At 54.1% G+C, this 12,473-nt stretch carries 18 protein-coding genes; 10 read left to right on the top strand and 8 right to left on the bottom strand.

Annotation, left to right across the window (positions count from 1 at the left end; all coding sequences use genetic code 11):
- The first annotated feature begins 44 nt into the window (after positions 1–44).
- The gene (locus NR195_RS14495) at positions 45–359 is read left to right on the top strand and encodes a BON domain-containing protein (protein ID WP_010244430.1); all 315 of its coding nucleotides are present in this window, start codon (positions 45–47) and stop codon (positions 357–359) included.
- A gap of 57 nt (positions 360–416) precedes the next feature.
- Here the strand turns inward: NR195_RS14495 and ompW are convergent, their stop codons facing one another.
- The gene (gene ompW, locus NR195_RS14490; RefSeq protein ID WP_029519099.1) at positions 417–1,052 is read right to left on the bottom strand and encodes an outer membrane protein OmpW; all 636 of its coding nucleotides are present in this window, start codon (positions 1,050–1,052) and stop codon (positions 417–419) included.
- A gap of 249 nt (positions 1,053–1,301) precedes the next feature.
- Between ompW and NR195_RS14485 the strand changes: the two genes are divergently transcribed.
- From NR195_RS14485 to yciA, 4 genes are read left to right on the top strand one after another with little or no spacing between them, the layout of a single operon-like run.
- Positions 1,302–1,718 (top strand): YkgJ family cysteine cluster protein, encoded by a 417-nt coding sequence (locus NR195_RS14485; RefSeq protein ID WP_033757852.1) that lies wholly within the window; start codon positions 1,302–1,304, stop codon positions 1,716–1,718.
- A gap of 27 nt (positions 1,719–1,745) precedes the next feature.
- The gene (locus tag NR195_RS14480) at positions 1,746–2,480 is read left to right on the top strand and encodes a YciC family protein (protein ID WP_010244420.1); all 735 of its coding nucleotides are present in this window, start codon (positions 1,746–1,748) and stop codon (positions 2,478–2,480) included.
- 51 nt (positions 2,481–2,531) lie between these two features.
- Positions 2,532–3,071, top strand: a complete 540-nt coding sequence (locus NR195_RS14475; RefSeq protein ID WP_010244416.1) for a septation protein A — start codon at positions 2,532–2,534, stop codon at positions 3,069–3,071.
- A 58-nt stretch (positions 3,072–3,129) separates the two neighbouring features.
- A complete protein-coding gene (gene yciA / locus NR195_RS14470; RefSeq protein ID WP_010244413.1) occupies positions 3,130–3,552 on the top strand; it encodes an acyl-CoA thioester hydrolase YciA in 423 nt (140 codons plus the stop codon).
- A gap of 36 nt (positions 3,553–3,588) precedes the next feature.
- On the opposite strand, the gene tonB is transcribed toward yciA, so the two are convergent.
- Positions 3,589–4,344 carry a TonB system transport protein TonB gene (tonB, locus tag NR195_RS14465; protein WP_029519101.1) on the bottom strand — a complete coding sequence of 252 codons (756 nt, stop codon included), beginning with the start codon at positions 4,342–4,344 and terminating at the stop codon, positions 3,589–3,591.
- A gap of 197 nt (positions 4,345–4,541) precedes the next feature.
- Between tonB and NR195_RS14460 the strand changes: the two genes are divergently transcribed.
- Both NR195_RS14460 and NR195_RS14455 read left to right on the top strand, forming a co-directional pair.
- Positions 4,542–4,838, top strand: a complete 297-nt coding sequence (locus tag NR195_RS14460) for a YciI family protein (RefSeq protein ID WP_010244407.1) — start codon at positions 4,542–4,544, stop codon at positions 4,836–4,838.
- Between the two features lie 77 nt (positions 4,839–4,915).
- On the top strand, positions 4,916–5,101 hold the full coding sequence (locus NR195_RS14455) for a hypothetical protein (protein ID WP_010670260.1): 186 nt from the start codon (positions 4,916–4,918) through the stop codon (positions 5,099–5,101).
- A gap of 226 nt (positions 5,102–5,327) precedes the next feature.
- On the opposite strand, the gene ycgZ is transcribed toward NR195_RS14455, so the two are convergent.
- Positions 5,328–5,570, bottom strand: a complete 243-nt coding sequence (gene ycgZ / locus NR195_RS14450; RefSeq protein WP_010244401.1) for a regulatory protein YcgZ — start codon at positions 5,568–5,570, stop codon at positions 5,328–5,330.
- Between the two features lie 448 nt (positions 5,571–6,018).
- Here ycgZ and NR195_RS14445 point away from each other — a divergent pair, with 448 nt between their 5' ends.
- Complete coding sequence (locus NR195_RS14445; protein WP_231631310.1) at positions 6,019–6,246, top strand: hypothetical protein; 228 nt, start codon at positions 6,019–6,021, stop codon at positions 6,244–6,246.
- Between the two features lie 54 nt (positions 6,247–6,300).
- Here NR195_RS14445 and NR195_RS14440 read toward each other — a convergent pair whose 3' ends face one another.
- Complete coding sequence (locus NR195_RS14440; RefSeq protein ID WP_003853917.1) at positions 6,301–6,474, bottom strand: YciY family protein; 174 nt, start codon at positions 6,472–6,474, stop codon at positions 6,301–6,303.
- Positions 6,475–6,644: 170 nt separating this feature from the next.
- Between NR195_RS14440 and cls the strand changes: the two genes are divergently transcribed.
- Both cls and NR195_RS14430 read left to right on the top strand, forming a co-directional pair.
- The gene (gene cls, locus NR195_RS14435; RefSeq protein WP_010244396.1) at positions 6,645–8,105 is read left to right on the top strand and encodes a cardiolipin synthase; all 1,461 of its coding nucleotides are present in this window, start codon (positions 6,645–6,647) and stop codon (positions 8,103–8,105) included.
- Between the two features lie 45 nt (positions 8,106–8,150).
- Positions 8,151–8,474 carry an HI1450 family dsDNA-mimic protein gene (locus NR195_RS14430; RefSeq protein WP_003853921.1) on the top strand — a complete coding sequence of 108 codons (324 nt, stop codon included), beginning with the start codon at positions 8,151–8,153 and terminating at the stop codon, positions 8,472–8,474.
- Between the two features lie 48 nt (positions 8,475–8,522).
- Here the strand turns inward: NR195_RS14430 and oppF are convergent, their stop codons facing one another.
- Genes oppF through oppB form a run of 4 tightly spaced genes read right to left on the bottom strand, consistent with a single transcriptional unit; the run spans position 8,523 to position 12,389 of the window.
- Positions 8,523–9,524 (bottom strand): murein tripeptide/oligopeptide ABC transporter ATP binding protein OppF, encoded by a 1,002-nt coding sequence (gene oppF / locus NR195_RS14425; RefSeq protein WP_010244389.1) that lies wholly within the window; start codon positions 9,522–9,524, stop codon positions 8,523–8,525.
- Positions 9,521–10,534: an ABC transporter ATP-binding protein gene (locus NR195_RS14420; RefSeq protein ID WP_010244386.1), complete on the bottom strand. Its 1,014-nt coding sequence runs from the start codon at positions 10,532–10,534 to the stop codon at positions 9,521–9,523. The genes oppF and NR195_RS14420 overlap by 4 nt, the downstream gene beginning before the upstream one ends.
- An 11-nt stretch (positions 10,535–10,545) precedes the next feature.
- Complete coding sequence (oppC, locus tag NR195_RS14415) at positions 10,546–11,454, bottom strand: oligopeptide ABC transporter permease OppC (protein WP_010244382.1); 909 nt, start codon at positions 11,452–11,454, stop codon at positions 10,546–10,548.
- A gap of 14 nt (positions 11,455–11,468) precedes the next feature.
- A complete protein-coding gene (gene oppB, locus NR195_RS14410) occupies positions 11,469–12,389 on the bottom strand; it encodes an oligopeptide ABC transporter permease OppB (protein ID WP_010244379.1) in 921 nt (306 codons plus the stop codon).
- Between the last annotated feature and the right edge of the window lie 84 nt (positions 12,390–12,473).

The following is a 12,473-nucleotide window of genomic DNA, read 5'->3' as shown; positions in this document are numbered from 1 at the left end:
GTTACGGTAACGTCGCATCCATTTTGTGACAGGGAGAGAAAGCAATGAAATTCGTTAAACTGCTGACAGGTGCTGTACTGGCGGGCGTGGTTGCGCTGACACTGAGCGCCTGTGCGCCAACCGCAACCAAAGAGGGAACCGGTGGCTATATTGATGACACCGTGGTGACCACAAAAGTTAAAGGTGAACTGCTGAAAGATGACTCGCTGAAATCAACTGAAATCAACGTAGAAACCTTCAAAGGTAAAGTTCAGCTGAGCGGTTTTGTTTCATCACCACAGATGGCTAACCGTGCCGTTCAGGTTACGCGCAGCGTGGCGGGCGTGAAGTCCGTTGTTAACAATATGCAGATCAAATAACGTCTTAACAGACAAAAAAAGGCCGCTGATTCAGCGGCTTTTTTATTATCTTTATCCTCAGAAACGGTAACCCGCTCCGAAGAAGAAGACCCAGGGATCGATGCGCATATTGATATTCTGCTGCTCGCCACCCGCTTTAAACTTCACTTCCGTATCAATATCCATGTACCACACCGACGCATTCAGCATCCAGTCACGGTTAATCTGATAATCCAGACCGACCTGACCCGCCACACCCCAGGAATCCTTCACGCTGAGATCGGTCAGGCCCGCATCGCGGCCCGTCTGGTTGAAATCGGCATCGTAAAAGGTGGTGTAGTTGATACCTACGCCAACGTAAGGACGCGCTTTGCTCTTGCTATCAAAGAAGTAGTACTGCGCCATCAGCGTAGGCGGTAACTGGCGTACCGTTGCCAGTGTTCCGGTCGGGCCCAGGCCCACCTTGTGACGGAACGGTGTGGCGGCCAGTAATTCGACACCAATGTTGTCCGTTGCCATGTAAGTAAAGGTCAGGCCCAGCTGCGTGTCGTTGGATGCGCTGAACTCGCCCATCCCTAACACATTATCGGAACCTTCGGTGGGCCGGACGGTGGCACTACCGGCACGCATAAAGAAGTCGCCTGCTTCGTGGGCCATCGACAGCTGAGGGAAAGCCAGAGCCAGCAGCATCGCGCATTTTGCCAGTTTCATCATCACTCCTTTGCTTAATGTTAATGTCGCGAACGTCATCGCTTTTTGCTGGCAAATATTTAACGTGATTTACAGAAAATTGCACTCTGTACCCTTCAGATAAATTACTTAAAAAACAATGAATTGATTTAGATCAATTTCGGCTCGGGCTGGCGCAGCAAAATTCCCCTTGCTGAATAATTTCGCCAGGCCTATTTTGCTTATCTTCTCTGGTGATTTTGGTTCGATGCCCTGGGAGGGGCGGGTGATCAAATGAGTGAAATAACTAACCCTTGTGTCAGCTGTGGCGCCTGCTGCGCCCATTTCCGCGTCTCATTTTACTGGGCCGAAGCCGATGATGCCGGCGGCCCGGTGCCGACCGCATTAACCGAACCGCTCAGCCTGTTAATGCGCAATATGCGTGGAACGAACGATCGCGCGCCGCGCTGCGTTGCCCTTGAGGGCGAGATTGGCGGCTGTGTCTCCTGCGGAATTTACGAACAACGTCCGACGCCCTGTCGGGAATTTTCGATGTCGGGCGAAGCCGGTATCCACAATGAAGCCTGCGATCGCGCCCGCGCCCGGTATGGTCTTCCCGCCCTTTTTTCTCCATCTTTACCTGTCATGACAGAAAGTTATGCCGCAGCGGGTGCCCGCGAGCTGTCAGAACATGTACAATCGCCGGGTTAATTAACCCGGTTCCTCAAAGGAGTGTACATGTCTATCACGGCAAGCTCGTTATACCGTGACACAGGAAATTTCGCGCGCCATCAACTGGCTACGGTGCTGTTGATGTCGCTGCTGGCCGCTTTTATCACCGTCATGCTGGTGCATGTGCTGACGCCAGGTGCCGATCAGATGGCCCTCCTGCAACAGGGTGACGATAGCGCCGGTTCGCTGTTTGAGATGGTGCAGAATATGTCACCGGAACAGCAGCAGGTGCTGCTGCGCGCCTCGGCGGCCAGCACCTTCGCTGCGCTGATGGGGAACACGCTGCTGCTTGGCGGAATGCTCTATCTGATCCCGATGGTCTCTTCCGGCCAGCGTGTCAGTGCGTTGCGGGCGATTGGTGCTTCAGCGCCGCTGCTGCCAAAGCTGCTGCTGCTCACCTTCCTGATGACGCTGGTGGCGCAACTGGGCTTTATGGTGCTGGTGGTGCCAGGCATTCTGCTGACGATTCTGCTGTCGCTGGCTCCGGTGATGGTGGCCAGTGAGAAGATGGGTGTCTTTGCCGCCATGCGGGCCAGCATGCGGATGGCGTGGAAGAATGTGAAGCTGATTGCCCCCGCGATTCTGCTCTGGCTGCTGGCCAAAGTGGTGGTGATGCTGTTCTTCTCTTCGCTGACGGTTTTACCGCTGAATGTCTCGTCGGTGATTTTCACCGCGGCAGGCAATGTGGTTTCGGCGATGTTGATTATCTATCTTTATCGGCTCTATATGCTGTTACGTTGATTGACGATGTGCCTTCGGGCACATTTGCAGCCAACTCTGAATGGAAAAACTATGAAGCAGCTACTCGACTTTCTTCCCCTGGTGGTCTTTTTCATCTTCTACAAGCTGTATGACATTTTTGTCGCCTCGGGCGCGCTGATTGTCGCGACCGGTCTGGCGCTGGTTGTCAGCTGGGTGCTCTATCGCAAGCTGGAAAAGATGACGATTTTCACCTTTGTGCTGGTGGCGGTTTTTGGCACCCTGACGCTGGTGTTCCACAACGATGAGTTCATTAAGTGGAAAGTCACGGTTATCTACAGCCTGTTTGCCGCCGCCCTGCTCTACAGCCAGTGGTTTATGGAGCAGACGCTGATTCAGCGCATGCTGGGCAAAGAGCTGCAGCTGCCCGACGCGGTCTGGCGCCGGCTCAACGTTGCCTGGGCGCTGTTCTTCTTTATCTGCGGCCTGGTAAACATCTATGTCGCCTTTTGGTTATCTCAGGCGTTTTGGGTTAACTTTAAAGTGTTCGGTCTCTCCGGTCTGACCTTACTGTTTACCCTGCTCAGCGGGCTTTACATCTGGCGACAGATGCCGCAGCAGGAACAAAAATAATCATCTGCCCGGTCCGCCGGGCATTTTTTTAGCATTCACCTGCATAGAAGTGGAAGCAATGGGCGAAAAACATACATTGCCGAAAGGCGAAATGGTGCTGCGTACGCTCGCCATGCCAGCAGACACCAACGCCAACGGCGATATTTTTGGTGGCTGGCTGATGTCACAGATGGATATGGGTGGCGCTATCCTGGCGAAAGAGATCGCTGAAGGACGCGTGGTGACGGTTCGCGTCGACGGCATGTCATTTATGAAGCCCGTCGCGGTGGGCGATGTGGTGAGCTGCCATGCGAGCTGTCTTCGTACCGGCAACAGTTCCATGACGATTAATGTGGAAGTGTGGATCAAAAAAGTGTCGTCTGAGCCGATTGGACAAACTTACATTGCGACGGAAGCGGTGTTTATTTATGTGGCGGTCGACAATGAGGGTAATTCCCGTCCTCTGCCAGCCGGTCGCGCCAACCAGCAACCCGGCGAATGAAAAACAGGTCAGGCTGTTTCAGCCTGACCTGACGCTTTATTCTATGCTGGCCCCACCATTAATCTTAAACACGATATTCATGGTCAGACCCTGCCCTGGCCGTCCGCTCTGATAGCGCCACTTTTTCATCGCCTGCTTAACTTCACGCTCAAACATATTGCGCGGCTCAGCAGAGAGGATCTGGATGTTATCCACCCGTCCCTCACTATCCACATCAAACTTCACCCGTACCCGCCCCTCTACACGCAGTGCAAATGCGCGTTGTGGATAGCCAGGCTTACTGACGTTCAGTGCTTTTGGGCCGGTTGAGGCCGATGAGGTGGGTGACGGCGTAGATTTTGGCGCCGTGGTCGGTTTGTTCTGCGTCGCCGGGGCTTCCTGCTTAAACGGATCGGCCTGCGGTTTGCTCTCCTGACGCGGCTTCACCTCGCGTTTAGGCTGCTCCCGCTTGTGCTCTGGTTTCGGTTTGGGCTTTGGCTTAGGCTCAGGTTTGGGAATCGGCACCGGCTCCGCTTTCGGCGGTTCGGGCACGGGCTGAGGTTCCGGCACCGGTTCAGGTTCTGGCTGAGGTTCTGGCTGTGGCGCAGGCGGCTCCACGATGGCCGGTGCAGGCTCAGGCTGGACTTCAGGGGCGACCATGGTAACGCTGATGGGCTGCGACGCTTTGGGCACCTCAATCACCTGCTGGAATGAAGCATACAGAATTCCGGCTATCACGGCCCCATGCAAAGCAACAGACAACAACATGGAGACAGGCGTGCGTTTAGGTAATGGCATAGTCAGCGTGGTCATAACAGTCGCAGTGATTGAATGAAGCAGCGATTTTAAATGCAAATAGCAATCAGTTTCAATAACTCCCGCCATCCCGCCTGAAGAAAAGCGCTTTTTAGCCCTTTATGCTGAGCCATTAACCACTCTGAGGTTTCGTTTGCACTCTGAGAGGCAATCCCTTAACGTGTTGCGAAATTCTGGTTAATGGGAGTTCCTTAGTGCTTTACGTCATTTATGCAGAAGATACTGCAGATTCACTGGAAAAACGTAACGCCGTGCGCCCTGCCCATCTGGCACGGCTCAAACTGCTGCAGGAAGAGGGACGCCTGATCATTGCAGGCCCGATGCCTGCTGTCGACAGCAACGATCCTGGTGTAGCGGGTTTTACCGGCTCAACCGTGATTGCTGAATTCCCGTCATTAGAAGAAGCACAATCCTGGGCACAGGATGATCCCTACTTCGCCGCGGGCGTCTATAAGCAGGTTTCGGTTAAGCCGTTTAAACGCGTCTTCTGATCGTGACTCAGCATTGAAAATGGCTTCTGTGCCTGGCACAGAAGCCATTTTTATTTTGATCGTTCAAGAGAGGAAAGATGCAGATAATCATTCTGGGGCTACTGGCCATTATCGCTTTACTGATCGGCAGCGCGGTTTATCTCTGGCGAACTCAGGGCTGGCGTAATAAAAAGCAGTGGATTGTCATGCTGATCGTGCTGGCGGCGGCACTGCAGCTGGTGAACGTAACGCTGATGATGACGACACAACGTCTCGCTGGTTAATCAGACCTGAGGTTTCATTGCGACAGAGCAGCACATCACTCTCTGTCGCAGCAACCGGCCGGTCTGAATATTCTGCCTCGCGAATAAACGCAGCGACCAACTGATCTTAATAAATTAAAGCGTTGTTCTGAACGACATTGATAATAAACCGGCAGTACACCGGCCTGGTCTTTCAGTAATACACGCTCTCTTTAATATCCCGCCACTGGCTATTTTCAGCGATGAGTTAACCGCGATCCAGAATCAGGCCAATCAGCGCATGATAGTGCTGTTCTTCTTCCGGGCTGGTGACATGCTGTAAACGGCCAATCAGTTTTGAGCAGATCGCTTTACGATTCAGACTACGACCCGAACTGATAATTTCCGTCACGACGGAGCCAAGAATGGCCTGTTGTGAGGGCTGCGCGGCGCTGTGTAAATACGCGGAGATGTCAGAGACTGAAGCGGGAATACGAACGTTAGTCTGCATGGTTGACCCTCATAGGATTCATTTAAGATTAATAACCGATGCGATAAAGTTATACAACAACGAGCTATCTGTACAGATATTTAGCTTAAAAAATCAGATCGTTTTGTTTTAATGACAACAAACTCATAAATAACAGCACATTACAACATTGTAAAGTTGTACAACTTTTTAGCCTGCTGTTTTTATCCTGTTAATATTCCCTCTTTAGTCCGCGCCTGAATGACCTGTTTTACTATTAAAAAATGATCTTTCCGTCCTTTTTTTAGTATTAAAGAGGAATTATCTCGCAGAGCTGTCTACATTTACCCCTTGTGAGTTGAACCTCTGAATGGATGCACAGCACAGTCGCGGGCACATTATGCATAAAACTTATTCTGGCCAGTCCCTTACATTGCTCGACCCGCTGTTATCCCGGCTCCTTTCTATTGTTGACCCCAAAATAGAAGTAATGAGTGGTTACCCTGCTAATTGCTCAGTGTGGCTCACTGTCTATTATCAGCGTAAATCGCGTCAGTGGTCTTACGAATGGTACGATCGTGTGGGTTACCACAGGCCGAGTGAGCTGGGCAGCTCAATGGAATGTTTGATGCGCGAAGTCAGCGATCGTGGCGCGTCGCATCAGGAGCACCTGATAGCGCGACGGGCGATGGCAGAATCGGTTTTTTTTGAAGCCTGATTTGAAGTCTGAATAGCCTGCTTTGTCCGACAGGCTGAATTCACCGGGCTTTCGCTATATTATCTGCGTAATAAACAGAATCGAACGACGCTGCTGTTGTGCCAGCTGATGGCGAATGCAGTGGATACGCTTATACCGCCGCGACTGCCCTTCCAGCCAGCGCGAGCGGCGGCGATGCACCTGCCGTAACATTCTCCAGCGCGCCACTTCATTTCTGCTTCGTTTCATCACTTCCTCTCTGACGTCATACACACGAGATATACGCGAGGGCATTATAGAGATCTCTGCGGTAATGCCAAATCGGATCCTTCATCGAGGATGTCCGGGATAAAGGGTTCCGTTAGCCGTCATCTGCACGTAAACTTGCCGGACGAAAGCGCGAACGGGATGTCCACTTTATGACCACTTTTTATACCCTGATCAGCTGGTTGCTGGTGTTTGGTTACTGGCTGCTGATCGCCGGGGTTACGCTGCGCGTATTGATGAAGCGACGGGCAGTGACATCCGCGATGGCCTGGCTACTGGTTATCTATATTCTGCCGCTGGTAGGGATTATCGCTTATCTCTCTTTTGGCGAACTCCATCTGGGTAAACGTCGTGCAGAGCGCGCCCGCACCATGTGGCCATCCACTGCCCGCTGGCTTACTGACCTTAAGCAGTGCCGTGAAATTTTTGCCACCGAACACAGCGACGTTGCGCGTTCGCTGTTTGAGCTTTGCTACCATCGTCAGGGCATTGCCGGGGTTAAGGGCAACCAGCTCCAGTTGCTCACCAGCGCCGACGACGTGATGCAGGCGTTGATTCGTGATATCCAGCTGGCTCGCCACAACATTGAGATGGTGTTCTATATATGGCATCCCGGCGGTCTGGCGGATGAAGTGGCGGAATCGCTGATGGCGGCATCACGCCGTGGCGTTCATTGCCGTCTGCTGCTCGACTCTGCGGGCAGTGTTACCTTTTTCCGCAGCCCCTGGGTCGGCATGATGCGCAATGCCGGAATCGATGTGGTGGAAGCGTTGCAGGTCAGCCTGCTGCGCGTCTTCCTGCGACGGATGGATCTGCGTCAGCACCGCAAAATCGTACTCATTGATAACTACATCGCTTATACCGGCAGCATGAACCTGGTCGATCCGCGCTTCTTTAAACAGAGCGCGGGTGTCGGTCAGTGGATTGACCTGATGGCGCGAATGGAAGGCCCGGTTGCCACCGCGATGGGGATTGTTTTCAGCTGCGACTGGGAGATAGAGACCGGCAAACGCATTTTACCGCCGCCGCCCGATCGCAACATTATGCCGTTTGAACAGGAGAGCGGCCACACCGTGCAGGTGATCGCCTCCGGTCCCGGCTTCCCGGAAGATATGATCCATCAGGCGCTGCTGACTGCGGTCTATTCGGCACGTGAACAGTTGATCATGACCACGCCCTACTTAGTGCCGAGCGACGATCTGCTGCATGCTATCTGTACGGCGGCGCAGCGTGGCGTCAATGTCAGCGTGATTGTGCCTCGTCACAATGACTCGCTGCTGGTTGGCTGGGCCAGCCGCTCCTTCTTCAGTGAGTTGCTGGAAGCGGGCGTGAAAATTTATCAGTTTGAAGATGGCCTGCTGCACACCAAAAGCGTGCTGGTCGACGGACAACTGAGCCTGGTGGGAACCGTGAATCTCGATATGCGCAGTTTATGGCTGAATTTTGAAGTGACGCTGGTGGTTGATGATGCGGGTTTTGGCAGCGATCTCGCCTGTGTGCAGGATGACTATATCGCCCGTTCCCGCCTGCTGGATGGCAAGCGCTGGGCAAAACGTGCCTGGTGGCAACGCATCGTCGAACGACTGTTTTACTTCTTCAGTCCTTTACTGTAAAACGAGCCAGATTGTGTAAATGGCCGCAGGCCGACAGGACAGACTATGGATTTAAATAATCGCCTTACCGAAGATGAAACGCTGGAACAAGCCTACGATATTTTTCTCGAACTGGCAGTCGACAATCTTGATCCGGCAGACGTCATTCTCTTCAATCTGCAGTTCGAAGAGCGCGGTGGCGCAGAGCTGTTCGATCCCTCTGAAGACTGGAAAGATCATGTCGATTTCGATCTGAACCCGGACTTCTTCGCCGAGGTGGTGATTGGGCTGGGTGAAGCGGACGGTGAACCGATCACCGACGTCTTTGCTCGCGTGCTGCTGTGCCGCGAGAAAGACCACAAACTCTGTCATATCCTGTGGCGTGAGTAAGCGTCAGATTTGATAAGAAAACGCCGGGCGATTGCCCGGCGTTTTGCATTATAGCGGGTCGACTTTCAGACAGGAGACCGCGTGATTGAAGCTGCCTTCCAGCAGCGGCCGGGTTTTCGCACACTCCGGACCGGCAATCGGACAACGGGTGCGGAACACGCAGCCTGATGGCGGATTGATCGGCGACGGCAGCTCCCCTTCCAGCAGCTGAATCTGCTTGTTCTTCTCCTTGTCCGGATCGGGAATCGGCACCGCGGACATCAGCGCACGGGTATAAGGATGCTGAGGATTGCTGTAGACCTCTTTGTAGGTACCCAGCTCCACCGCATGCCCCAGATACATTACCAGCACCCGGTCAGAGATATGTTTCACCACCGCCAGATCGTGCGCAATGAAGATCAGCGATAAGCCCATTTCACGCTGCAGCTGCTGCAACAGGTTAACCACCTGGGCCTGAATTGAGACGTCCAGTGCGGAGACCGGCTCATCACAGATAATCAGCTTTGGCTCCAGAATCAGCGCGCGGGCAATACCGATACGCTGACACTGACCGCCCGAGAACTCGTGCGGATAGCGGTTAATCAGGTTAGGCAGCAGCCCCACTTTCATCATCATATTTTTGACGCGGTCTTTCACTTCCTGACGCGCCATTTTTGGATGATAGGTACGCAGTGGCTCTGCGATGATATCGCCGATGGTCATACGCGGATTCAGCGACGCCAGCGGATCCTGGAATATCATCTGGATATCGCTTCGCGCCTTGCGCCACTCCTCTTCACTTTGCCCCAGCAGATCACGGCCTAACCAGGCGACCCGACCTTCGGTCGCCTTCACCAGCCCGATAATGGCGCGCGCCAGGGTCGATTTACCACAGCCAGACTCACCTACCACGCCCAGGGTTTCCCCCTCATACAGACGCAGGCTGACACCATCGACTGCTTTCAGGGTTTTTGATGGCTGCCAGAACCACTGCCTGCCATCTTTAATGTCGAAATGCACCTTGAGGTCGGCGATTTCCAGTAACACTCTTTTTTCAGCTACGGTGCTCATACTAACTCCTCCACCGGCTTAAAGCAGGCGCGCAGACGGCCTTCGCCAAAGGGTTCCAGCGGTGGTGCCTGGGTGCAGATATCCATAGCGTGCGGACAACGCGGCTGGAACGGGCAGCCCTGCGGCAGACGCAGCAGGTTGGGTGGATTACCCGGTATCGTCGTCAGACTTTCCCCTTCCGCATCCAGACGCGGCACCGCATTAAGCAGACCAATCGAGTAAGGATGTGACGGCTGATAAAAGACATCGCGGGCACGGCCATACTCCATGGTGCGTCCGGCATACATCACCAGCACTTTGTCGCAGATCCCCGCCACCACACCCAGATCGTGGGTGATCATGATAATGGCGGTGTTGAACTCGCGCTTGAGGTCGTTGAGCAGCGTCATAATCTGCGCCTGGACGGTAACATCCAGCGCAGTGGTCGGCTCGTCGGCAATCAGCAGTTTGGGACGGCACAGCAGCGCCATGGCGATCATGACGCGCTGACGCATACCGCCGGAGAACTCATGCGGATACATCTTCATCCGCTTGCGCGCTTCCGGCATTTTCACCGCATCCAGCATTCTCACCGACTCTTCAAACGCCTGCGCGTTGTTCATCCCTTTATGCAGCTTAAGCACTTCCATCAGCTGCTCGCCCACCCGCATATAGGGGTTCAGCGAGGTCATCGGGTCCTGGAAAATCATCGCAATCTGTTCGGCGCGCAGTTTATTGAGCTTGTTCTCGGGCAGATTCAGGATCTCTTTGCCATTGAACATCGCCGAACCGCCAATGCGGCCATTTTTCGCCAGCAGCCCCATCAGGGCAAAGGCGGTTTGTGATTTGCCGGAACCGGACTCACCGACAATGCCCAGCGTCTCACCGGCGCGCAGCGAGAAGTTCAGGTCGTTAACGGCGGTAACATCACCATCGTGCGTGCCAAAGGTAACGCGTAAATCTTTGACCGTAAGTAGCTGTTCGCTTCCCGCGCGGGCCGCCATTGCTGGCTGGAATTCATGAATAGTCATCGGGAAACTCCTTAACGATCTTTCGGGTCGAGGGCATCACGCAGGCCATCGCCGATAAAGTTGAAACAGAACAGCGTGACTACCAGGAAACCTGCCGGATAGAGCAGCAGCCACGGCGACACTTCCATCGAGTTTGCCCCGTCGCTGAGGAGTGCGCCCCAGCTGCTCAGCGGCTCCTGCGTACCCAGGCCCAGGAAGCTCAGGAAGGATTCAAACAGGATCATGCTCGGCACCAGCAGCGAGGCGTAAACCACTACCACGCCCAGCACGTTCGGCACGATGTGGCGCACCACGATTTTCCAGGTCGATACCCCACCCACATGGGCCGCTTCGATAAACTCTTTGCGCTTCAGGCTCAGCGTCTGGCCGCGCACAATACGCGCCATATCGAGCCACGAAACCATACCGATAGCAGCAAAAATCAGCAGGATATTGCGACCAAAAAAGGTCACCAGCAGGATCACGAAGAACATAAACGGGAAGGAGTTAAGGATTTCCAGAATACGCATCATCACCGAGTCTGTTTTACCGCCGAGATAGCCAGCAATCGAGCCATAGAGCGTCCCGACAATCACCGCGATCAGCGCAGAAGCCACGCCCACCATCAGCGAGATCCGGCCACCGATAGCCACACGCACCAGCAGGTCACGACCCGAAGAATCGGTGCCGAACCAGTGACCAGAGGTGGTATCGGGCGGCGAGGACATCATAGCCCAGTCGGTATCGTCGTAGGTGAACTGCGCCAGCATCGGCGCAAAGATCACGAACAGGGTGATCAGGAACAGCACCAGCAGGCTGATGGAGGCAGCGCGGTTATGAATAAAACGACGACGCGCGTCCTGCCAGAGACTACGCCCTTCTACTTCCAGTTTCTCACTGAACGCATCAAGAGCTTCGCTGTTTTTCTTACTTAACATCATGGCGAACTCCGCAATCAGTAACGAATTTTGGGATCGATAACGGCATAGAGCACGTCAACAATCGCGTTGAATACGATGGTCAGCAAACCCACCAGAATGGTCAGGCTCATCACCAGTGAGTAGTCACGGTTCAGCGCGCCGTTCACAAACAGCTGACCGATGCCCGGCAGACCGTAGATCGACTCAATCACCATCGACCCGGTGATGATGCCGACAAATGCCGGTCCCATGTAGGAGATCACCGGCAGCAACGCGGGCTTCAGTGCATGACGCATTACAATGCGGCGCAGCGGTAAGCCTTTGGCGCGCGCGGTGCGGATAAAGTTGGAGTGCATCACTTCAATCATCGATCCACGGGTGATACGCGCGATACTGGCGATGTAAGCCAGCGACAGCGCCACCATCGGCAGCAGCATGTAGTTCCACTGCCCACCATTCCAGCCGCCGCCCGGCAGCCACTTCAGGGTGATGGCGAACAGCAGAACCAGCAACGGCGCGACCACGAAACTGGGTATCACCACGCCGGTCATTGCCACCCCCATCACCGCAAAATCCCACAAGCTGTTCTGTTTGAGCGCAGCGATAACTCCGGCCGTGACGCCAAGTACCACCGCCAGCAGAAACGCGGCCAGGCCAAGTTTGGCCGAGACCGGGAACGCATGCGCGACCAGGTAGTTGACCGAATAATCTTTGTATTTAAAGGATGGGCCGAAGTCGCCGTGCGCCAGCTGCACCAGGTAATCGACATACTGCTTACCGATAGGATCGTTGAGGTGATATTTCGCCTCAATGTTGGCCATCACTTCCGGTGCCAGGGTGCGCTCGCCGGTAAACGGGCTGCCGGGCGCCAGTCGCATCATAAAGAAGGAGATGGTAATCAGGACGAACAGCGTCGGTAGCGCTTCAAGCAAGCGACGCAGGATGAATTTTAACATTGCCGTACCTACCAGGCTGTTGCTTCACAACATATGAAAAAAGTAAAAGGCGGCGCCAGAGGCGCCGCCACTGCTGATAGCCTG

Origin of the sequence: Pantoea sp. Ft-CA_14 (assembly GCF_024520875.1) — a bacterium.
In the GTDB taxonomy this organism is placed as follows: domain Bacteria; phylum Pseudomonadota; class Gammaproteobacteria; order Enterobacterales; family Enterobacteriaceae; genus Pantoea; species Pantoea agglomerans.
The sequence above is the reverse complement of the archived record's forward strand: the minus strand, read 5'-3'. Positions and strand labels throughout refer to the sequence as shown.

What these genes read in the sequence shown, in the direction of transcription:
- NR195_RS14495 (WP_010244430.1), top strand. Translation starts at nt 45, where the DNA reads ATGAAATTCGTTAAACTGCTGACAGGTGCTGTACTGGCGGGCGTGGTT.
- ompW (WP_029519099.1), bottom strand. Translation starts at nt 1,052, where the DNA reads ATGATGAAACTGGCAAAATGCGCGATGCTGCTGGCTCTGGCTTTCCCT.
- NR195_RS14485 (WP_033757852.1), top strand. Translation starts at nt 1,302, where the DNA reads ATGAGTGAAATAACTAACCCTTGTGTCAGCTGTGGCGCCTGCTGCGCC.
- NR195_RS14480 (WP_010244420.1), top strand. Translation starts at nt 1,746, where the DNA reads ATGTCTATCACGGCAAGCTCGTTATACCGTGACACAGGAAATTTCGCG.
- NR195_RS14475 (WP_010244416.1), top strand. Translation starts at nt 2,532, where the DNA reads ATGAAGCAGCTACTCGACTTTCTTCCCCTGGTGGTCTTTTTCATCTTC.
- yciA (WP_010244413.1), top strand. Translation starts at nt 3,130, where the DNA reads ATGGGCGAAAAACATACATTGCCGAAAGGCGAAATGGTGCTGCGTACG.
- tonB (WP_029519101.1), bottom strand. Translation starts at nt 4,344, where the DNA reads ATGACCACGCTGACTATGCCATTACCTAAACGCACGCCTGTCTCCATG.
- NR195_RS14455 (WP_010670260.1), top strand. Translation starts at nt 4,916, where the DNA reads ATGCAGATAATCATTCTGGGGCTACTGGCCATTATCGCTTTACTGATC.
- ycgZ (WP_010244401.1), bottom strand. Translation starts at nt 5,570, where the DNA reads ATGCAGACTAACGTTCGTATTCCCGCTTCAGTCTCTGACATCTCCGCG.
- NR195_RS14445 (WP_231631310.1), top strand. Translation starts at nt 6,019, where the DNA reads ATGAGTGGTTACCCTGCTAATTGCTCAGTGTGGCTCACTGTCTATTAT.
- NR195_RS14440 (WP_003853917.1), bottom strand. Translation starts at nt 6,474, where the DNA reads ATGAAACGAAGCAGAAATGAAGTGGCGCGCTGGAGAATGTTACGGCAG.
- cls (WP_010244396.1), top strand. Translation starts at nt 6,645, where the DNA reads ATGACCACTTTTTATACCCTGATCAGCTGGTTGCTGGTGTTTGGTTAC.
- NR195_RS14430 (WP_003853921.1), top strand. Translation starts at nt 8,151, where the DNA reads ATGGATTTAAATAATCGCCTTACCGAAGATGAAACGCTGGAACAAGCC.
- oppF (WP_010244389.1), bottom strand. Translation starts at nt 9,524, where the DNA reads ATGAGCACCGTAGCTGAAAAAAGAGTGTTACTGGAAATCGCCGACCTC.
- NR195_RS14420 (WP_010244386.1), bottom strand. Translation starts at nt 10,534, where the DNA reads ATGACTATTCATGAATTCCAGCCAGCAATGGCGGCCCGCGCGGGAAGC.
- oppC (WP_010244382.1), bottom strand. Translation starts at nt 11,454, where the DNA reads ATGATGTTAAGTAAGAAAAACAGCGAAGCTCTTGATGCGTTCAGTGAG.
- oppB (WP_010244379.1), bottom strand. Translation starts at nt 12,389, where the DNA reads ATGTTAAAATTCATCCTGCGTCGCTTGCTTGAAGCGCTACCGACGCTG.